This window comes from Flavobacterium sp. C3NV (assembly GCF_046825355.2).
Taxonomy (GTDB): Bacteria; Bacteroidota; Bacteroidia; order Flavobacteriales; family Flavobacteriaceae; genus Flavobacterium.
Genome location: NZ_JBKQBJ020000001.1, coordinates 396704 through 417170 on the forward strand (window position 1 = coordinate 396704; position 20467 = coordinate 417170).

At 34.5% G+C, this 20467-nt stretch carries 20 protein-coding genes; 6 read left to right on the top strand and 14 right to left on the bottom strand.

What is annotated here, in order from left to right:
- Nucleotides 1–42 precede the first annotated feature (42 nt).
- Complete coding sequence (locus ACIDC4_RS01550; RefSeq protein WP_412043353.1) at nt 43–615, bottom strand: YciE/YciF ferroxidase family protein; 573 nt, start codon at nt 613–615, stop codon at nt 43–45.
- 192 nt (nt 616–807) lie between these two features.
- Between ACIDC4_RS01550 and ACIDC4_RS01555 the strand changes: the two genes are divergently transcribed.
- Nucleotides 808–1119: a hypothetical protein gene (locus tag ACIDC4_RS01555; protein ID WP_412043354.1), complete on the top strand. Its 312-nt coding sequence runs from the start codon at nt 808–810 to the stop codon at nt 1117–1119.
- 191 nt (nt 1120–1310) lie between these two features.
- Nucleotides 1311–1829, top strand: coding sequence for a hypothetical protein (locus ACIDC4_RS01560; protein WP_412043355.1), 519 nt, complete (start codon nt 1311–1313; stop codon nt 1827–1829).
- 202 nt (nt 1830–2031) lie between these two features.
- Here the strand turns inward: ACIDC4_RS01560 and ACIDC4_RS01565 are convergent, their stop codons facing one another.
- The 6 genes from ACIDC4_RS01565 to ACIDC4_RS01590 form a co-directional block, all read right to left on the bottom strand.
- Nucleotides 2032–2679 carry a DUF5661 family protein gene (locus tag ACIDC4_RS01565; RefSeq protein WP_412043356.1) on the bottom strand — a complete coding sequence of 216 codons (648 nt, stop codon included), beginning with the start codon at nt 2677–2679 and terminating at the stop codon, nt 2032–2034.
- 88 nt (nt 2680–2767) lie between these two features.
- Nucleotides 2768–2929 carry a DUF1328 family protein gene (locus tag ACIDC4_RS01570; RefSeq protein ID WP_083691381.1) on the bottom strand — a complete coding sequence of 54 codons (162 nt, stop codon included), beginning with the start codon at nt 2927–2929 and terminating at the stop codon, nt 2768–2770.
- Nucleotides 2930–3038: 109 nt separating this feature from the next.
- Nucleotides 3039–4124 carry a DNA topoisomerase IB gene (locus tag ACIDC4_RS01575; protein WP_412043357.1) on the bottom strand — a complete coding sequence of 362 codons (1086 nt, stop codon included), beginning with the start codon at nt 4122–4124 and terminating at the stop codon, nt 3039–3041.
- Nucleotides 4125–4240: 116 nt separating this feature from the next.
- On the bottom strand, nt 4241–4480 hold the full coding sequence (locus tag ACIDC4_RS01580) for a DUF7218 family protein (RefSeq protein WP_208686923.1): 240 nt from the start codon (nt 4478–4480) through the stop codon (nt 4241–4243).
- Between the two features lie 432 nt (nt 4481–4912).
- Entirely contained in the window at nt 4913–5230 is a 318-nt protein-coding gene (locus tag ACIDC4_RS01585) for a hypothetical protein (protein WP_412043358.1), read from the bottom strand.
- A 946-nt stretch (nt 5231–6176) separates the two neighbouring features.
- Entirely contained in the window at nt 6177–6785 is a 609-nt protein-coding gene (locus ACIDC4_RS01590) for a hypothetical protein (protein WP_412043359.1), read from the bottom strand.
- 279 nt (nt 6786–7064) lie between these two features.
- Between ACIDC4_RS01590 and ACIDC4_RS01595 the strand changes: the two genes are divergently transcribed.
- Nucleotides 7065–7652 (top strand): DUF4142 domain-containing protein, encoded by a 588-nt coding sequence (locus ACIDC4_RS01595; RefSeq protein ID WP_412043360.1) that lies wholly within the window; start codon nt 7065–7067, stop codon nt 7650–7652.
- Nucleotides 7653–8033: 381 nt separating this feature from the next.
- Here ACIDC4_RS01595 and ACIDC4_RS01600 read toward each other — a convergent pair whose 3' ends face one another.
- The 6 genes from ACIDC4_RS01600 to ACIDC4_RS01625 all read right to left on the bottom strand — a co-directional run bounded on the left by ACIDC4_RS01600 (nt 8034) and on the right by ACIDC4_RS01625 (nt 13913).
- Entirely contained in the window at nt 8034–9392 is a 1359-nt protein-coding gene (locus ACIDC4_RS01600; protein WP_412043361.1) for an amidohydrolase, read from the bottom strand.
- A 137-nt stretch (nt 9393–9529) separates the two neighbouring features.
- Nucleotides 9530–10378 carry an AraC family transcriptional regulator gene (locus tag ACIDC4_RS01605; protein WP_412043362.1) on the bottom strand — a complete coding sequence of 283 codons (849 nt, stop codon included), beginning with the start codon at nt 10376–10378 and terminating at the stop codon, nt 9530–9532.
- A gap of 268 nt (nt 10379–10646) precedes the next feature.
- Nucleotides 10647–11699: an NAD(P)-dependent alcohol dehydrogenase gene (locus ACIDC4_RS01610; RefSeq protein WP_412043363.1), complete on the bottom strand. Its 1053-nt coding sequence runs from the start codon at nt 11697–11699 to the stop codon at nt 10647–10649.
- 234 nt (nt 11700–11933) lie between these two features.
- Nucleotides 11934–12338, bottom strand: coding sequence for a cupin domain-containing protein (locus ACIDC4_RS01615; protein WP_412043364.1), 405 nt, complete (start codon nt 12336–12338; stop codon nt 11934–11936).
- Nucleotides 12339–12433: 95 nt separating this feature from the next.
- Nucleotides 12434–12850, bottom strand: coding sequence for a (R)-mandelonitrile lyase (locus ACIDC4_RS01620; RefSeq protein ID WP_072964075.1), 417 nt, complete (start codon nt 12848–12850; stop codon nt 12434–12436).
- Nucleotides 12851–13040: 190 nt separating this feature from the next.
- Complete coding sequence (locus ACIDC4_RS01625) at nt 13041–13913, bottom strand: helix-turn-helix domain-containing protein (RefSeq protein WP_412043365.1); 873 nt, start codon at nt 13911–13913, stop codon at nt 13041–13043.
- 395 nt (nt 13914–14308) lie between these two features.
- Here ACIDC4_RS01625 and ACIDC4_RS01630 point away from each other — a divergent pair, with 395 nt between their 5' ends.
- The 3 genes from ACIDC4_RS01630 to ACIDC4_RS01640 all read left to right on the top strand — a co-directional run bounded on the left by ACIDC4_RS01630 (nt 14309) and on the right by ACIDC4_RS01640 (nt 17118).
- Nucleotides 14309–14899, top strand: coding sequence for a TetR/AcrR family transcriptional regulator (locus tag ACIDC4_RS01630; RefSeq protein ID WP_230037516.1), 591 nt, complete (start codon nt 14309–14311; stop codon nt 14897–14899).
- 71 nt (nt 14900–14970) lie between these two features.
- Nucleotides 14971–15420: a PaaI family thioesterase gene (locus tag ACIDC4_RS01635; protein ID WP_230037504.1), complete on the top strand. Its 450-nt coding sequence runs from the start codon at nt 14971–14973 to the stop codon at nt 15418–15420.
- A 147-nt stretch (nt 15421–15567) separates the two neighbouring features.
- A complete protein-coding gene (locus ACIDC4_RS01640) occupies nt 15568–17118 on the top strand; it encodes a DHA2 family efflux MFS transporter permease subunit (protein WP_412043366.1) in 1551 nt (516 codons plus the stop codon).
- Between the two features lie 487 nt (nt 17119–17605).
- Here ACIDC4_RS01640 and galA read toward each other — a convergent pair whose 3' ends face one another.
- Nucleotides 17606–20437 (bottom strand): beta-galactosidase GalA, encoded by a 2832-nt coding sequence (gene galA, locus ACIDC4_RS01645; RefSeq protein ID WP_412043367.1) that lies wholly within the window; start codon nt 20435–20437, stop codon nt 17606–17608.
- Nucleotides 20438–20467: the final 30 nt, after the last annotated feature.

A 20467-nucleotide genomic window follows, 5' to 3' on the forward strand; every position in this document is an offset into this window, starting at 1 on the left:
GCAACGTAAAGCTGCACTTTTTAGAATCATGATTTCTTGTCATTAATCTGCTTCTGCAGCTTCAAGGTTTACAGCATTTACCGCAACCTCGGTTAATTTTTTATCGGCTCCTTTTTCTTCGTCTAACGTCAGTTCCAGAATACCGGCTGCTTCGGTTAAACCAAGAGTCTCTGCAAATTGACGTAAAGTACCGTAAGTAGCAATTTCGTAATGCTCTATTTTTTGCGCTGCTGCAATAATACCTGCATCACGTACAACCCCAACTTCAGTTTCTTCAATAATTCCTTTTCCTTCTTCGATTAAGCCCGCCATTGCATCGCATTTTTTTGCCGAAGCTTTTTGACCAATTAGTTTAAAAACCTGCTCTAATCGTGTTACATGTTCTTCAGTTTCGGTCAAGTGACTGTTTAAAGCCTCTATTAAGTCCGCTGACGTTGCATTTTTAGTCATGGTAGGTATTGCCTTAGTCAAAGCTTTTTCTGCCCAGTAAATGTCTTTTAATCCATCTTCGAACAATTCAGTCAATCCTGATGCTGCATCAGATTTTGCTTTTGTCACTCCTTTTTTTGCTTCTGGTTGAGAAGCGGTCTCTTTTTTATTATCTGTAATTTTCATGGTAATAATTTTTGTTAATTAATATTTGATAAAATTAGTACCTTGATTATCAGTCAGGTTATATCATTTTTTATTAAAGTTGTATTCTAAACACCTGCATATTATACAACTAGATTTTAGAATTCTGTAAGATATTTTTTTGGTTTGAGAGATAGATTTGTAAGAGGAAAATTTATTTAAAAACATATTATAATGGAAACACATATAGACCATACGTATCAGGAAGCCGAACTTTATTTTCAACAAAAATATCAAAGAGGCCATTTAGATATTGACACAGCAATATTGATTGATAATGCTATTGATAAACTGCTTAAAAAAGACAACATCATCAGAAACGAAAACATCCCTAACGAAGAGCAGGTTGTAAATGAAGATGATTATATCAGTAATAATCCGGATGAGGAATTTGAAATTATTGATGTTGACGAACTGGATGAAGAAGAGCATATTGAAGACGAAGATCATTTTGATGATGACGATTTAGAAAGAAACGACAACTAAGGTTTCAAAAGAATTATAAAAGCCGAAAATGCTAGAAGACTGTTATCATGTATAATGGTCTTTTTTTTTGCACACATTTCAAACTAGACATAACCATCTGTTAATTATACAATTACACGTTATAATTCTATAATACAATTGCTTCTCTTCCTCATTAGATTTGTATATAGTAATATTAAAAACGAAATGTCATGAATACTACAGATCAAAAAAACAGCATGATGAAAGGAAATAGAGTTCCCGGAAATCAGAATCCAAATACGGCCGATAGAAATAATCTTATGAACGAAGAATTATATGATATCGACGATATGAAAGAAAGCGATACTGATAATCGCGAAATAGCCGAACGTGGTTACACAGTTAGAAATGGTCACAATCCGGACAATCCTAATCCGGATGAACTTACGGATGACGAAGACGATCTAACGGATGATTTTCATAGCGAAGATGACCTCAACTCAAATACAGATGATTTGTATGAAGAGGAACTGGATCAAAACGGTAACAATATCGACGATGTAAACGACGAACTGGATAATCCGTCTGACGCTTCTTTGGAAAGAGAAGAAGAAGATTTTAACGAAACCGAAGATGTCCTGGAGGATATCGACGATGAAGAAGAGGAAGAAGAAACTGAATATATCGAAGATGATGTTCAGGAAGAAGATGATGTGGAATATCCTGATAATGATCCGAGGAAATTTTAGAGAAAAGGGACTAAGGTGCTAAGATGCTAAGACGCTAAGGTTCTAAGATCTAAAAACTTAAAGGTTCAGATGAATAAAGTTGAAGAGGTGAAACTCTTTTTATCTTTTATCCATCTGAACCTTTAATTTTTTAAAACCTCCTGCAAAAAATCTCAGAACCTTAGAATCTTAGACTCTTAGAAACTTAGAATCTTAAAGAGAATCAATCCCCAATAATTTCCAAAACCGGAATGTCATCCATTTTTTCGAGGCGTTCTGCCAGTCCTGCCCTGGCCTCTTTTAGTTCCTCTTCGGCTTTTATGAGTTCTTCGAGTAATTTATCTTTTCCTGTTGTGACTTTATCAATTTTACGCATGATTTCGTAAATCTCGCCTTCGGCTTCCATTACTTTCAATCTTTTGTAATACGTCAAACTTTCGGTCATATGTGCCAATGCAATCATCGCGGTCAAAAACGGATGATTATTAGTAACGTTAACGTCTTTTATTTTCCCGTGTTCGAGTTCTACTTTCAAGGCAAAAGCAAATTCTTCCATATTAAAAGCTTCGTATTTGCTTTGCGGATTTAAATAAGCTTTAATCGACTCAACATTGTTCATCGTAGACAAATCGACATCTGTATCTTTTTGATCGTTTAAATCGTTAAAAACAACATTTCCTATCGCTCTTGCTTCGGCAACTGTAGGATCATTATCCGGATTTTCGAAATCGCGTGTCGACCAATCCCAATTTTCAGGATGTACAGGTTTTATATATTTTTCACAGAAATCTGTCACATCGTTTTTTAAGCTTACCATCTCATCATCTCTTTTGATGTAGACATCCTGGTAAGCACCGCTTTTGGTTCCCATAATTCTTTTTTTTATTATTTTTTAAAAATGCAAACGACACATTTACCGAAATATATGTGTCGTTTTTTAATTGTTATTTATTTGCTGACTAAATACTTTTTCTTCCGCTAATTAGAGATATAACGAATAAGACTAAAAATATGAAGAATAAAACTTTAGCGATACTTGCTGCTCCGGCGGCAATTCCACCAAAACCAAATATTCCGGCTATGATAGCAAGAATAATAAAAATGACTGTATAACGTAACATAAGCTTGTGATTTTAGTTAATAATGATTTTGTTTGTTACTCAAATTTCATACTTTTTAAAGAGATGTATTAACTCTAAACATTATTTTGTTAGCACGATCGAACCTGATTTACAATAAGTTGACCTGATAATTTTGAATTAATTCTGAAAAAGCAATTTCACTGTGCGAAAAGTGCTCTTTGGTGCTTCGGCATTTCTTTGCCCGTTCAAAGTATTGTTCGATCGAACCATCCTCGTAAGTCGAAACCAGTAAAGGGTGAACGTAATAATTTTTGCACACATTTCTGGTATTTCCCAAAGCTTCGGCAGTTGTGTCAAAAGCGGTCAGGATATTCTTTTTGATTTCTTTCTCGTCGCTTGTTGTTCCCATTTCCATCAAGGTTTCAAAAAACACGATCGATGCTGCCCAGGTTCTAAAATCTTTGGCACTAAAATATTCTCCTGAAATTTCATGCAAATATTCATTTACCATATGGCTGTCCAGCACTTTTCGTTCGCCGTTTTTATCATAATATTTAAAAACTTCCCAACCTGGAATTTCTTCACAACGGCTCACCAATTTTATCAATTTTTTATTTCGGGTTGTAATCGTATGCTGTACTCCTTTTTTTCCTGTAAATTCAAATCGGAGTGAATTTTTATTAATGTTAATGTGGCGTTTTCTTAAAGTCGAAAGTCCGTATGACTTATTGTCCTTGGCATATTTTTCATTTCCAATTCTAATATGCGTTTCTTCCATTAACCGGATCACTAACGCTACCACTTTTTCTTTCGACCATTCTTTTTTCTCTAAATCCTCATCAACTTGTTTTCGAATCAAAGGCAATTTGGTTCCAAACTCAGCTATTTTATAAAACTTAGTTTGATTTCGAATCAAATTCCATTTTGGGTGATAACGGTATTGCTTTCTGTTTTTAACATCCAAACCCACGGCTTGTAAATGTCCGTTTGGCAAATCTGAAATCTGAACGTTTACCCAAGCCGGCGGAAGCACCAGACTGCTAAAGCGTTTCAGTTCGCTTTTTCGCTTAATGCATCTTCCGTTTTTTTTATAAACAAAACCATCATCGCATTTGCATCGTTCTATAGGCAGCCTTTGATTATTGATGTAAACTAAATCTAATTTCTCGATCACCAAATGCGGTGTTTTGATCAATTGATTCATTAGTTTTTCGGTTTTTGCAGCTGCATTCATGGTCGTTTCGTTTTTATTAAGCCACTCCCGATAATTATCGGGATCAGGATGTAAAAGATTCTATTTCCGATATATTCTGTTTATCCTCTGTGGCTTTATTATTTTTCAAATACTTTTTAATTATTTCGTAATGCCTTAACGAGATTCTTTTTATTCATATAAGAACGTCCCGGAATCCCCACTTTTATAGCCTGCTGGTACAATTCGGCTTTCGACCATTCATCATAAGGTTTTGCCCTTCCTCCTTTTTCACCTGCATCTGGCGTATTCGCAATTCGCGCTGCTTTTTCTTTGCTGTAGCCTATTTCTAAAAGAGCCTGGTATTGTTTTTCGTTTTGAATTCTTGCATCTGGCATGACTAAAAAATTTTAAGGTTAATGATTTAGAAATCTTATACCAAAATTCTTCAAAAAGCAGGAATTCTCTGTTATATAATTCTTGGTTTTATTTTCATAATTAACTATATGAGAGATTTTGTCGTAATAAACCATTACATTTTTTAGGAGCTGTTTCCTGCTGTCCTTCCAAATCTTTTCCTTGCTAAAGGAGCAAGAAAAAGGATTTTCCCTCCCATCAGGGCTAGGGCATTCGTTTTCAGAAGAAAGTCATTATAAAGAAGAAATTGCTATGCTATACAATAAACTTTCAAAAGGACTTTGACGCCGTGAAGAAGTCTGAGACTGCTAACACATGAGTTTTTATTAATTAGATAAATAGCAAAAAAGCCTTGATTATAATAATCAAGGCTTTCTGTTTGTTTTTTTAATGATGGCGCGACGTAAATTCGGTTATTTAGATTTTTTAATTTTTGCTATTAATTGTTTTTTAATCAAATCAAATTCAAAATCTCTTTCTGATGTATACAGATACAATATTAATCTGGCATTACTGTCTACAAGGCTGCTAATATCAGGATAACTGGTATTAATGAATTGTGTACTTTGAGAACTATAACCGTTATAGGATCTGTCTATAAATAATTCTTTAGATTTTAAAGTCCAGTCATCAATATTAATCAGGTCTATTTCATTTTGATAATCGGCTAACGCTTTATTTATAATTTCATCAATTTTACCTTTCTCTTTTTTAAAATCTATATTAATCATTCCTGGTCATTTTTGGTTGTTCTGTTTTTAGTCGTTATAAATATATACTATTGAAAAAAACTTTTGATATAAACTTTATAAATTTATAGTCACCAGTCTTTCACCCCTACAGGGCTAAAACAACAATTGTCTCTCATCATAGTGCTTCGCACCATGCTATTGCTAGAACTCTTTCAGAGCAACAGGTTTTCAATACCTATTTTTGCAAACAATGTCAATTGCAAATCTATTGTAGGATTAAGTTTAAATATGTAAAAAAGTTTTGGGATGAGACAATGAGAAAATTGCTTAAAAGCTCAAAAAGGGCTGAAGGCCTAAAAGAAACAGCGTAGTGCAACGCACTACGAACTGCGTTAAACGGGATTATCGCCCTGAAAGGGCAAAAGCAAATCTATTTTACATTTATCAAAAAACTGTTTACTTTATTACACAAATAATATAATGAACTTTTACTTTGCAAATAAGCTTTCGCCCTTTCAGGGCTTAAAAACAAAAATTATGTGGTCATAGTGCTTCGCACCATGCTAGTGCTAGAGCTCTTTCAGAGCAACGTTTCCAAACATTAGCTTGCTTGCGTGAGCACAATGTCATTAAGTCAAGGGAAATTCAATGGAACAATTTGTTAAAGACAATATCCGGTCACTTTGTTTTTGTTCCATCGGAACATTTCGTTGGTAGCCCAATATATACGGCGTTTTTTCACGTTCCGTAGGAACGTTTGATTTTATAAATAATAATTGGTAAAAAACATATGCAGATTACATATCTAATTTCTCAAACGTCCCAATGGGACGATGTTTCTCACGATGCATTTTTTTTTCTACTACCAATGAGGTGTTCCGATGGAACACAATCTAAAATATCTTAACTTAATGACATTACGCGCAAGCGTCCCAATCGTGCCCACAAAAATTGAAAACAAACCTATATTTTTTTTTTAGTACAATCATGAAACCGAAGTGTTATCAATTTTATCAATCATCCATTTATCATTTACTTTTTTGATATAAATCCTCACGCCCATTCCGCAATGCCTGCTGCAAGAAAAACCACCGTCTAAGACTCCAAATTTTCTCTCTTTGTCAAATTGAATTCCTGTAAAATAAACTGAACCCGAAAAAACAAAATCATACTTTTTTCTCCAAAACTCACGTCGGTCTTTTGGAAACTCAGAAATGTCCCTAAGTTGAAATTTCCCTTTAAGTGGGATATTTTTAAAATCTATAGTATAGGTAGAATCTCCTTCTATTTTTGGATAAAAAACTTCCGTAACTTTAAAATGCTCTCCTAAATATTCTTTTAAATCCTTACCATTACTCTTTATTTTAGGATTGAATGCTACAATTAATTTTGAAGTATCTTTTGCGATTGCTTCTTGATTATGCTCCCACTTAGCCATTCTTTGTTTTTGCTCTTCAATACTCATTGTTGAATCAACTTTTATACGATGACCATTTTCATCATAAGTAAGTAATCCATAAATAGGAGGCGGATTAAGTACCGTTCTGTAATCAAAACAAATAAAATCAATCAAATCCGGAAAAATTTCCGTCATTACATTTTTTTCAAATTCCAAATCGCTAATTTTTTTTTGACAACTCATAAAGATAATTATCATAAAAAGTAAAGTCAATTGCAATGGCTTTATCATGATCCGTAGTAAGTAATTGGTTCAAAAAGAGGTTTTCTTGCGCTAATATAAAACAAATCCTATTACAAAATAATTTAGTAAAAACCACAATATCCAAATCCTGTAACATTATCCAAAAATACTGTAAGACATTCTTCACACAATCTGAATAATTTTACATTATAACATTTAAACGATTAAATCATGAAAAAAATACTTTTAGCCGGAACAGCAATTTTAGGAGCAGGATTACTTATTTTATCTTTAAATTCTTGTAAAAATGAAAACAAACAAGAAGATCCTAAAGAAGTAGCGGAAGATGCAAACGAAGCAAAATTTGATACTCTTAATAATAAAGAAGATGATTCTGAATTTTTAGTGGATCAGGCAGAAATTAATTTAGCCGAGATTGAACTTGGAAAATTAGCGCAACAAAAAGGTACTAATGCAGAAGTGAAAAAATTTGGTAAAATGCTTGTTGACGAGCATACTAAATCAGCATCTGAAGTAAGCGCTTTGGCAAAAGCTAAAAACTTTACTCTACCAACTTCTTTAACTGAAGACGGACAAGAAGAGTATAAAAAATTAAACGAAAAATCAGGTCTTGATTTTGATAAAAAATTCGTAGACATGATGATCGATGGTCACGAAAAAGCAATTGACAAATTGCAAAAAGCATCAAAAGATGCTACTGATAATGATGTTAAGCTTTGGGCATCGAATAATATAGCACCGCTAACCGCTCATTTGGAGCATGCGAAATTGCTAAAACAAAATTTAGATAAAAAATAAATTTAATTGGTTATTATTTATTTTCAAAAACCCCTCAAGAGTTGAATTGCTTGAGGGGTTTTCTTTTTTTTTTTTAAGGTACTGAGATTCTAAGTTGCTAAGGTTCTAAGTTTTTCTTTTTAAGGTTCTAAGGTTCTGAAACTCTAAGTTTTTTTTAAAGTTCAAAGGTTTTTTAGAGACGCACAGCAGTGCATCTTTTATATATGATCTAAATTATTTGACTGCGCAAGATGGATTAAAATCAATCTCTACAATATCTTCCGTTCCTTCGGAACTGCTTATATAACTCCGTAGGAATAATTTAATCGTTGAAATATTAAAAGGTTTGAAAAACTTAGAAACTTATAGAACCTTAGAATCTTAGCAACTTAGAACAGAACCTTAAGAAAGATCCCCAGCTATCTTTTTTCCTTTATAAAAAACTCCTTCTCTTTTTGGTAAACGCGCTACGGCTTCGGCGGAACAGCTTGCTTTTACTAAAATAAAATTGGCTTCGTTATCGACTGCTGGCCAAACTCTTGTTCCGGCATCGTTAAGCGGTAATATTTCATCTTTTGTTGCAATGTGTAAGGCTCTGCTTAAATTATATTCGTCCGTCCAGCCATAAAGCTGAGCGCATAATTTTGCTTTTTCGAGCATATCACAAGTTCCAAAAGGCTGCCAGTGATCGACAATACTATCGGTTCCGGTCATTAGTTTTACGCCGTATTTTTTTAAAGTTGGAATTGGCATTATCGTTTTCCCAATCGGAATTCCTGACACTACTCCTATTCCCAGATTTCCCATTTGCTCTGCGATTTTCTCCAAATCTTTTTGATCCATTTTGGCAAGTGCGAAACCGTGACTTATATAGGTTTTTCCTTGTAGCTGTTTGTTTTCTTCGGTTTTTTTAATCATATATTCAATCGCAGCTTTTCCAGATGGTATCGATTCATGCAAGTGTATGTCGACACCTTTATTATTATCAAGTGCAATTTGAAACATGACATCAAGCGATTTCTCCATATTGCCATCGACATTTGTTGGGTCAAGTCCGCCAATGAAATCAATTCCCATCGAAGCCGCTTCTCTTAATAAAGGTTCGCATTTTGAATATAAAATCCCGTGTTGCGGAAACGCTACAATTTCAGATCCAAAATTCTCTTTATTTTTATCTAAAGCAGCTTGTAAATGTTCGAGACTTTTTAGTCCGCTTACAGGATCGATATTACATTGACAACGCGCAAAATAACTTCCCTGACTTTGCATTAGTTTAATGGCTTCTTCGGCTTTATGCTGAGAATCCGGTAATAATTGCGGAATCAACTTTTGCTCCAGTGTAATCATATCTTTTACTGTATATCCTTTTCTGGGCGCTGCATTCCAGGTTCCGCTGCCGTAGTACGTTTTATCAATATGAATGTGCATATCGCGTAATCCCGGAAGCATCAAAAGTCCTTTGGCATCAACTGTTTTCAATTTCAAAGCCGACTTTCCTGTCGTAATGCTTTTTATTTTACCATTAGCGATATGAATTGTATAAAGTGCTGTTTTGGTAGCAATTACTTCATTTTTTTCGTTGTATTCAAAACCATCTTCTAATCGTACATTGATTAAAAGATATTCGTTTAAAGCTGTTTTGTTTTCTTCGGGTAAAACCTGCGCAACGACATTTCCTCCAATTCTTGAAAACAAAGCGGCTCCGGTTGCTGCGGCTCCCAATCCTAAGAATTTTTTTCGGCTTATTTTATGATCATCCATAAATTATATTTTATCTTCTTTGAGTTTGTTATACAATTTTACAATAACATTCTAATAATCAACAGTATTATTACATTGCAAAAATCGTTATAAACTTAAAATGATAACGGTAATATTACGGAGAAAGATGGTAAAAATTATAATTTTTTAAAATCTCCCGGAGTTTTTCCGGCATATTTTTTAAAGACTTTGGTAAAATAAGTATTGTCATTAAAACCAAGTTGGTAACCAATTTCTTTTATAGACAAATCGGTACTGGTTAGCAAACGTTTAGCTTCAAGAATGGTTCTTTGTCTTATCACATCACTTGCCGGAACCTTTAAATATTTCTGCGAGAGGATGTTGAGATAATTAGAGGTAATATTTAATTTATCGGCATAAAAATTCACCGAAGGTTCTTTACTGAAATAATCATCAATTAAAATAGTAAACCCTTTTATTATTTTCTCAGGTTTGGTCGATGAATCGTGCTCAGGAAATTGATTCAAATATTGTTTTTGCAGTAATTTGAGTAATAAATGCAAACGCAGCAAAACTATTTCTTTGGTAAGTGTATCGTTATCAGACAGTAGTAATTCTATTTCATGCAAATGATTTTTAAATTCCTCAAATTCTTTTTTGTTTAAAGAAAGACAAGACGGAACACTTTGCTCAAAAAACGGAAATTTCCCTAAATTCGAAAAAATACTAATCACATCGGCAGAAAGCATCAGCTGAAACCCCGAAGTATCTACATCAAGCGACCAGTTGTGCACCTGTCCCGGCCTGATAAAATACACATGATAATCGTTTACTGTATATTGAGTAAAATCGACATTGTGAAACCCGGAACCATTCTCAACAAAAAATACCAGATAAAAGTCATGCTTATGTGGCTGCTCGAATTCGTTTCTTCCTTTTACGCTATGGCGAAATAAGGTAATACCCAAAGTTTCTTCTCCAAGTATATTGCCAACAGATAAAACAGGAATTGATTTTTTTTGCAAGAGAAAAAGTGTTTAGTTGTTCAATTTCAAAATTAATAATTAAATAGCATAAGTTTCTAAAAGAATAAAAAAAGGTCTGACTTTATAAAAGTCAGACCTTTTTAAGCATTTATTATAAACAACATTGTGTTTAAACTTTGCGTCTTAGCGCCTTTGCGAGATTATTTTTTTAAGCTTAAATTAATGAAATTGAGCTAGCGAAAGCAAAGGCAAAAAGTTTAAACTTAGAATCTTAGAATCTTAGAATCTCAGAACCTTAGTTACTTAGTTACTTCAAAGAAGCCATATCAATTACAAAACGGTATTTAATATCTCCTTTCAATAACCTTTCGTAAGCATCGTTTACTTCATCAACACCAATAATTTCGATGTCTGCCGTAATGTTATGTTCTGCACAGAAGTCAAGCATTTCCTGAGTTTCGGCAATTCCGCCAATGTTTGAACCTGCAAAACTTCTTCTGCCTAATAAAAGACTAAATGATGTTACCGGAAGCGGTTCCATTGGAGCACCAACTAATGTAAGAGTTCCGTCTACTTTTAGTAAATTCAAATAAGAATCTATATTATGTTCTGCCGATACGCAGTCTAAAATAAAGTTAAGTGATTTTGCATGTTTCGCCATTTGTTCCGGATTTGTAGATAAAACTACTTCATCTGCGCCCAAACGTTTTGCATCTTCGGTTTTAGATAATGAAGTGGTAAAAACAACGACATGAGCGCCCATTGCTTTCGCTAATTTGATTCCCATATGTCCTAAACCACCAATACCAACGATCCCAACTTTTTGCCCAGGACCCACTTTCCAGTGTTTTAACGGAGAATAAGTCGTGATTCCGGCACATAATAAAGGAGCAACTCCGGCAAGGTCTAATTTGTCTGAAACATGCAATACATAATTTTCATCGACTACAATACTTTGAGAATATCCTCCAAAAGTTTGTCCGCCTAAATGAACGTCAGGAGAATTGAAAGTTAATGTATTTCCGGGATCACAAAATTGCTCTAATCCGTCTTTACAATGCTCACATTCTCTACATGAATCGACCATACAGCCTACTCCGGCCAAATCTCCAACTTTAAAACCTTTTACGTGATCGCCCACTTTTGTTATACGACCCACAATTTCATGTCCGGGAACTATTGGGTAAATCGTTCCGTGCCACTCGTTTCTGGCTGAGTGTAAATCGGAATGGCAGATTCCGCAATATAAAATTTCGATCTCTACGTCATGCGCTAATACCGCTCTACGCTGAATGTCTAATGTTTGTAAAGGTGCTTCGGCAGCTTCTGTACCAAAGGCTTTTATGTTTTTTGTTTCCATTTTTTTGTTTTTTATTTTTAAGGTACTGAGATACTAAGTCGCTAAGGTTCTAAGTTTTTTTGCTTTAGAGTTGGTATAGTTTCACGCAGATTTAAGAGGATTTAGGCAGATTTAATTTGATTTAAAAAATATCAGCTAAAAATCTATTAAAATCTACGCAAAAAAAATAATACTTCTCACAAAGTCGCGAAGTTTACTTAGTAACTTAGAACCTTAGCAACTCAGAAACTTAGACTATTTTCCAAAACTAAAATATTCTTCATCGGTTACGCTTTCTAACCAGATTCCTTTTCCTTTGTCGATTTCTGTAATGATGCTAATGTGCGAAAATTTACTAAAAGGTGTTGCACCATACCAATGTTCTACACCTGGTAAAATGGTAACTACCTCATCTTTATGAAGCAAACGAATGGCAGTACCTTTTTCCTGAAAATAGCCAATTCCGTCTGTTGCGATAAATAATTGTAAACTTGCATTAATATGCCATTTGCATCTTGAGCCCGGTTCAAAAGAAATTTCTTTAATCATCGTATTGTCCGGATGAATATTGCTGGTTTGCTTTTTATAAGAAACATTACCAGTCATGAAAGTATTCGGGATTTTTCCCTCTTCAATAGCGGAAGTATAAAGTGTTGACATAAAATAGATTTTTTGAGATTGATTTTATTTAAATAAGAGCTAACAAAAACCGTTAATTAATCGTTAGATCTCGCCAAACAACACTTTTACTTAATTTATTTAAAGCTATTGTATTGTTCGTCGGTTACTGGTTCAAGCCAGTCTACAATACCTTTTTCGGTATTGGTACTAATTGCAATATGGGTAAATTCACTATCCGGAGAAGCTCCGTGCCAATGTTTTAATTCGGGTTGAATGTTTACAACATCCCCTGCCTGAAGTAACTGAATTGGTTTTCCTTCTTCCTGATAATATCCTGTTCCTTGTGTTACAATTAGAATTTGTCCGCCGGGATGTGTATGCCAATTGTTTCTCGCACCTGCTTCGAAAACTACATTACCCACTGCAGTATTTAAAACCGGATCATTTGGAACCAACATTTTCACCCATGCTTTTCCTGTAAAATAATCCGCTGAAGCCAAATCTCCTTTTGGAAAAATAGTTTCATTTAATTGATTTTCTGGTTCTTTCATAATTATTTTGTTTTTGTATATCAGTGCCTGAAACTAAATTTAGAAAGCTAGAATGCGCTTTGTAGAAGTTATATTTAGTCAGCGAAAAAACCGATAGAAGTTAATACTAATTATTTCAGGGCAAAAGTACTTTAGCAATGACAATCAGAAATAACAATATTCAAACAAAAAATTAAGAATATGAAACAATTTACGATCGCAGCGATTTTGGAATCGTTCCTGTAAGTCTTTTAAAGTAATTATTAAAATAACTCGGATATTCAAATCCAAGCGAATAACCAATATCAGAAATACTCCAATCTGTGTGTTGCAGCAATGCTTTGGCCTCGCCAATGATTCTTTCGGTAATATGCGCCGTTGTTGGTTTTCCCGTTACTTCTTTTACAGAACGGTTTAAATGATTTACGTGTACAGCTAAACTTTGTGCATAATCCTGAGGTGTTTTTAATGCCAAAGGTTCATTTTTTGTTTCTATAGGAAATTGTCTTTCTAATAATTCTAAAAATAATGAGGTAATTCTCGAAGAGGCGTTTTTATGTTTAAAGAAATTTTCTGAAGGCTGCATTTTCATCGATTCATGCAAAATCAGATTGATGTAATTGCGAATTAAATCATCTTTAAAAACATAATCAGTTTCCTGTTCTTCGATCATTTTTTTAAATAACGAATCTATAAACACTTTTTGTTCAGATGATAACGTAAAAATAGGTGTTCCCCCAATTTTAAACAAAGGCGATTCATGAAGACTTTCAGAACGATCATTTGCTTTTAAAAACTCTTCGGTAAAAACACAGGCATATCCTTCGTATTGTGGTGAAATAATTTCCCATGAATACGGAATATGCGGATTTCCGAAGAATAAAATAGTACCGTCAGTTTCTATACCACGATCTGCATAGTGAATCAAACTCTGACTTGTATTAATACAAATCTTGTAAAAATCCCTGCGGTTATAGGTCGGAATCTTACTAATTGTATCGTTTACTTCGTATACTTTAAAACCTTTTAGCTTTAAATCGTTTATACCAAGTTCAGAAGCCTGAAAATCTAATTGCTCTTTCATGAGACAAAGTTATGAAAATCAAACATAAAAAAATAGTTTCAGGTTTTATTTTGTTTCTGGTTTGAAATGAGAATAAAAATTTAACCGCAAAGCGCGCAAAGTTTTTTTATCGTAGATTGTTTGGACAAACGCAAAGAACGCAAAGCTTTGTCAATTAGCGTTGCGCACGTATTATTTTAAAATCGATACAATAAAACAAAAACTTTGCGCCTTTGCGAGATTACAAAAAAAAGCCTTGCGAACTTTGCGTAAATCGTAGCGCACTTTGCGGTTAAATTCAGCACGATCCTATCCTCATTTCAAACTTGAAACCTGAAACCTGAAACAAAATAATTCCCCAAAACTTTGTAAAATTATACCAATCGGTATATATTTGCATTCAAATTTTACCAATCATGAGTAAAGCCGAAAAAACAAAGCAATTTATTATCGAGAAAACTGCACCACTTTTTAATATGAAAGGATACAGCGGTACTTCTATGAGTGATATTACCGAAGCGACCGGACTTACAAAAGGAAGTATCTACGGTAATTTCGAAAATAAAGATGAAGTCGCAATTGCTGCTTTTAAATTTAATGTAAAAAAACTTCAGGATACTTTTGCAAGGGAAATTGAAAAGCAAACGACTTATAAAGACAAATTACTAGTATACCCGAGATTGTATTCTGATTACTACGAGTTGCGGGTTACAAAAGGCGGTTGTCCTATTATTAATACCGCAACAGAAGCTGACGACACACATCCTGTTTTGAGAAAAAAAGTCGAAAACACCATTCTTGCCTGGAAAGATAAACTAGTCTACTTTATCGAACAAGGAATCCTCGCAGGAGAATTTAAAGCCAAAAACATTGATCCTGAAAAAACTGCCTTGACTATCATTGCCATTATTGAAGGTGCTGTAATGATTACCAAAATCACAGGAAATCTTTCGAACTTATCTGATATTATGCTTTCGCTAAATAAAATTATAAACGACTTAGAATAAAAGTAATAACCGAAATTACTTTTTTTTGAATAAAAATATACCGATCAGTATTAAATATAAACTAAAACCTAATGGAAAAATTAACGAGATTACAAGTATTGCAAAATCATATCGACAGAGAATTTATAGCGTCGCCATCGCCTTTTATGCTTTGGATGAAACCCATAGTGGTCGCTGCAGAGCAAGGCTCAGTTACCTTTAAATATACGGTTCGTGAAGAAATGTCGAATCCGGTGAAGAGTTTACACGGAGGCGTAACCGCTGCCATTGCCGACGATTGCATTGGCGCGACGATGTTTTCTCTTGATGAAGAAACTTTTTATACGACCATAAATCTTGTTGTGGACTACTTTGCGCCTGCTTTTGTTGGCGATACGATTCTGGCAAAGACAGCTATTATTAGAAAAGGAAAACAAATTGTAAACGCACAATGCGAAATCTGGAATAAAGATCAAACCCGATTAATTGCAAGGGCAACTTCTAATCTTCTTAAAACTAATATTGTTAAGAAAGAATTGTAAATGTTTTTTAAAACAGATTCTGTTGATACCCAAATTAAATCTCTGCGTGAATATTTTTTCACGCAGATTAAGCAGATTTTGGATGAGATTATAGAGATCGAACATTTTTTTTAATTAAAAATATACCAATCGGTATAAAATAATATTATGACTCCATTACACCGAAAACTGCTCATTTTTACAGTCATTCTGGCTGCCATTATGGAACTGATTGATATCTCGATCGTAAACGTTGCACTTTCTCACATGAGCGGTAATCTTGGTGCAACACTCGAAGATACTTCCTGGGTAATTACTGCGTACGCAATTGCCAATGTAATTATCATACCTATTACAAGCTTTTTGAGCGCCAATTTAGGGAGACGAAACTACTATATTGGTTCTGTCATTTTATTTACGTTTTGTTCGTTTATGTGCGGCCATTCTTCTAACATTTGGATGCTGGTCATTTTCAGGTTTTTGCAGGGAATTGGCGGTGGTGCTTTATTATCTATTTCTCAGGTAGTGGTTTTCGAACTTTTCCCAAAAGACAAACAATCTACCGCAGGCGCTTTGTTTGGTGCAGGAATTTTTATTGGACCAACAATTGGACCAACGCTTGGCGGTTATATTACCGAAAATTACGATTGGCCGTGGATTTTTTTAATTAATGTTCCAATCGGGATTTTGGTTATGATTTCTTGTTATTTTCTTTTACGAGAACCTTCCGTTAAACCCGAAATTACCAAAGTCGACTGGACAGGAATTGCTTTATTAGCCATTGGCGTTGGCGCTTTGCAAACCGTTCTGGAAAGAGGCGAAGTCGAAGATTGGTTCGAAACCCGATATATTATTGTCTTAACGGTTACTGCCGTCAGCACCTTATTGTTTTTTATTTATTGGGAATTATCGATAGATAAACCCGTTGTCAATCTTCGGGTACTTAAAAGTAAATCTTTGAGTATTGCCGCCGTTCTGACTTTTGTAACAGGATTCGGAATGTTTATTTCTATTTATATAACTCCGGTTGTGGCGCAACGTCTTTTGAGTTTCTCTCCTTATCAAACCGGATTACTTTTACTTCCCGGAGCACTATTTGCTTTGCTTGCCCTCAAAACTTGCGGAACATTATTGCAAAAAGGAATTTCACCCGTAATCATCATCGCAACAGGATTTTTGTTATTCATTTATTTTAATTGGAGAATGTCCGGAATGACTTTAAACACAAGCGCTTCTGATGTTGCCACTTCTCTTATTTTTCGTGCTTTGGGCATGGCTTTATTAACAGTTCCGCTTACCATGCTGGCTGTTTCTTCTCTGGATGATAAAGATGTTGGTCAGGGAGCGGCGCTTAATAATATGATGCGACAATTGGGTGGTTCATTTGGGGTTTCTATTATCAATACCTATGTTGCGCACCGATTTTCAGCACATCGAAATGAATTGGTATCGAATGTCAATCAATACAACATTCAGGCAATGGATCGATTAAATGCTTTCACAAAATATTTTCAGAGCAAAGGTTTTGCTTATAATGAAGCAAAATTGAAAGCTCTTAAATTGATGGAAAATATTGTATTGAAACAATCTTCTTTATTAAGTTATCGGGATGCCTTTTTTCTTGTCGGATTATTTTTTGTTGTGACATTACCGCTTCTTTTATTTGTAATGAACAAATCGAAGAAACCAAAAACTAATATGATTATTTCAGATCATTGAAAAAATACAATCTTTGAATTTTATTATATGTCACCCCGCTGGGGTTTTATGGTAGCGATTATCAATTTTCTATAAATATGGCATCCCGCTGGGATTATTTAATTTAAATATTAAAAAATCTAATTGAGAGTTATATTATAGAAAGACATCCATAAACCCCCTCAAAACTCCAGAGGAGCATTACATTTATAATAAGCCCCTGAAAAGCTAAAGTGAAGCATTATGTTTATATAAGCCTCTATTGACAAAGCTACAGTCGAGCATTATATTTATAGAAAAACATCCATAATCCATATCAAAGCTACAGCGGAGCGTTATATTTATACAAGTCCCTATTGACAAAGCTACAGTTGAGCATTATATTTATAGAAAGATATCCATAATCCCTATCAAAGCTCCAGCGGAGCGTTATATTTATAGAAATCAACAATATCCTTGTCAAAGCTCCATAGGAGCGACATATATTTACCGCGATAATCTAAAAGCTCTATTTCTTCTGATTAACATTCAAAACACCCGCCTTTAGTCCTTTGGCGGAAGCCGATAAAACAACATCATTTCCACTTTCTTCTTTCTGAATAATAATTTGCGCATAACCATTAAACAATTTACGTTTCCACGGTTCTGATGGTGTTATTACTCTAATGATTCCCGGATCTGTATTCATAACATCCCATTCTTTTACTTTTTGCAAAGGCGAAGTTCTTATCGTGATGACATTGCTTCCTTCTTTTAAAACCGCTTTGTCAAGATGGTATTTTTGAGGATCATCTGCATTGGCATTAACTAAATTTCCGTTTATAAAAACAGATTCGTTTACACCAATTTTTTTATAAAAGAAATCAACACTATTCGATTGTAAATTATTTTTCAACTCAAATTTACCTCTGTAAATATATGCCGACGCCTGATTTTTATAATCTCTATCTTTAAAAGCTTCCTTCCAGGCATTCGATTCATCCAAAGCAGATTGATTGGTATTATCAACATACGCCTGCTTTTTTTCTTCAAAATTAGTAATAGGAACAAGAGTAACATCATCAATAAACTGATCTTTTTCTAATGATGTTGGATCACCATTTCCTACGCCTAATATTTTTCCGCCTTTTATCGAAAATGAAATTTCATTATTTGCTGTTGGAACGCGTAAACCATTTTTATCTGTGACTTCGACTGTAATCACAGAAACATTTGCATTTGATGGATTTTCAGTATCTACAGAAAGTTTAATATTTTCAGGATTTCCGGTTGTTTTCTGAATTTCGGTCAGGATCTTTTTTCCGTTTTTATATCCAATAGCTTCGAGAGTTCCGGGCGTATATTTTACCTTCCATTCTAAATGTCCGTATTGTTCCATTTTCTTTTTTCCGAGGCTCTTTTTATTCAGGAAAAGTTCTACTTCATCACAATTAGAATGTACCCAAACGTCGATTTCCTTTCCTTCCATTCCACTCCAGTTCCAATGTGGCATGATATGCAAAACCGGCGCAGTTCCCCACCATGATTTTAGATAAAAAACATTGTCTTTCGGGAAACCGCAAACATCCATCATCCCGAAATAAGACGTTACCGATGGCCATCCATAAGGCGTTGGTTCTCCGCGATAATCAAAACCGGTCCAGATAAACATTCCTGCCAGATAAGGACGCGCTGCATAAAACTTCCATCCTTCTTCGATACTAAAAAAAGTGGGACGCGGTTTCTTATCGTAAGCACTTTGATAATGTTTGGCATCATCTGTAAAATAAATCCCACGGGTTGCAAAAGTAGAACCTTCCTCTGTTCCCATTCCGGGTTGGTTTTTAAACTCATTTCTATGAGCGTCGATATCTCCGTTGCCCATATAATTATAGCCCATGATTTCGACTACAGACGAAATTCCGCTTTTAAAACCACTGCTTATTCCAACCGTTACAGGCCTTGTAGGATCGATACTTTTACTGAATCCCTGCATTATATTGGTAATGCGTTCGCCCACGATTCCGCCTTCGATATTCCATTCTTCATTTCCTACCGACCAGCAAAAAATACTCGGATGATTGCGATCACGCTCTATCATTCGCCTTAAATCATTAAGATGATAATCGTTAATTCCCATTAAACGGGTTTCATCAATTACCAGCATTCCTAACTTATCGCAGGCATCCAATAATTCAGGAGTTGGCGGATGGTGTGAGCATCGATACGCATTCGAACCCATTTCTTTGAGCTTTTTTATGCGGTAATATTGCAATTCATCCGGCAAAGCAGTTCCTATTCCGGCATGATCCTGATGATTGTTGGTTCCTTGTAGTTTTATAGATTTCCCGTTAAGAAAAAAACCTTTTTCAGGATCGAATTTGATTGTTCTGATTCCGAAACTAGTTTCATAACGATCTACAATTCTCCCTTCTTGTTTTATCTGCGTAAGCAAACGATATAAGTTTGGCGCATCTATATCCCATAATAAAGGATTATTGACTTTTATTTTTGAAGTAAATTTTGCTGTTTTATAAAAATCCGGAGCTGATACATTTTCAGTATTAGTTGCTACTTCTTTACCCGAAGCATCAATAATTGTTTGTAAAACTTCTATCGCTCCTTTAAAATTTCCTTTATTTTCAATAGTAACTTCGGCCGTAACCTCAGCATTAGCATTTTGAATTTCAGAAGTTAGATAAGTTCCGTTCTGGATCACATGCAACGGGTTTGTTTTTTGCAGGTAAACATGTCTGTAAATTCCCGAGCCTTCATAAAACCAGCCCTCTTCCATCGAAGCATCAGCACGAACCACAATTGTATTTTCGCCACCATAGTTTACATAAGCTGTAACATCATATTCAAAACCGTTATAACCGCTTTCTTCTGTCCCAAGGAAATGACCGTTGAAAAAAACTTTCGAATTTCTAAAAACACCATCAAATTTTAAGGATATAATTTTTCCCTGATCGCTTTGCGAAATACTAATTTTTTTTCGATACCAGCCTATACTTTTTTCAGGAAAACCCTTTCCCGAAGTTTTAAAACCGTGGCTAAAACTGCCTTTTTCACTAAATTCCTGTTCAACTGCCCAATCATGTGGTAAATCGAGTTTTCGCCAGGCACGATCGTCAAAATCTTTGGCGGCCGGACCATCTCCAAATCCAGTTTTGGTTAGGTAAGAAAAATAACCTTCGGCATGACCGAAATCTTTTTTAGTATCATATAAATGGCCCAACGAAAAATGCCAGTCTTTATCGATTAAAATTAATTCCCGATCTGATTTGTTTTGAGCGAATGAACTAATTGAAATTAAAACAATAAAATACAGGAGAATTTCTTTGAAGGAAATAGTTTTCATAAAAATGTGGTTAGCTAGAGCGATAAAAAT